We start from the raw sequence: 247 nt of genomic DNA, 5'->3' as shown, positions 1-247 counted from the left end.
CGTCCCGGGCACGTGCCCCTTGCAGGCAGAGCGTCAATCAGCTCTCGCCGGCAGATTGAGCGACTACCGAGAATTCGTCCGATCCAGTCGACATACCAACATCACGCAATTGGCGTAGGCGCGCGTACACGGTAGTACGCGAGATCCGCAATTGCCGCGCCACCGCGGCGACGTTACCTCTGTGCTCACACATGGCTTGCTGGATTGCGACAAGCATGTGTTCTTCCAAGCTTGCTCCCGCTTGCTG

1 protein-coding gene is annotated in these 247 nt (G+C 59.9%); it reads right to left on the bottom strand.

The annotated features are described in order from the left end of the window. Positions 1 to 37: 37 nt before the first annotated feature. Positions 38 to 247: helix-turn-helix domain-containing protein (locus U5A58_RS40705; RefSeq protein ID WP_321949752.1), on the bottom strand; the 210-nt coding region annotated here is incomplete at its 5' end.

Origin of the sequence: Paraburkholderia sp. J7, from assembly GCF_905220155.1 — a bacterium.
Lineage (GTDB): Bacteria > Pseudomonadota > Gammaproteobacteria > Burkholderiales > Burkholderiaceae > Paraburkholderia.
This window is presented reverse-complemented; position numbering and strand designations above follow the sequence as displayed.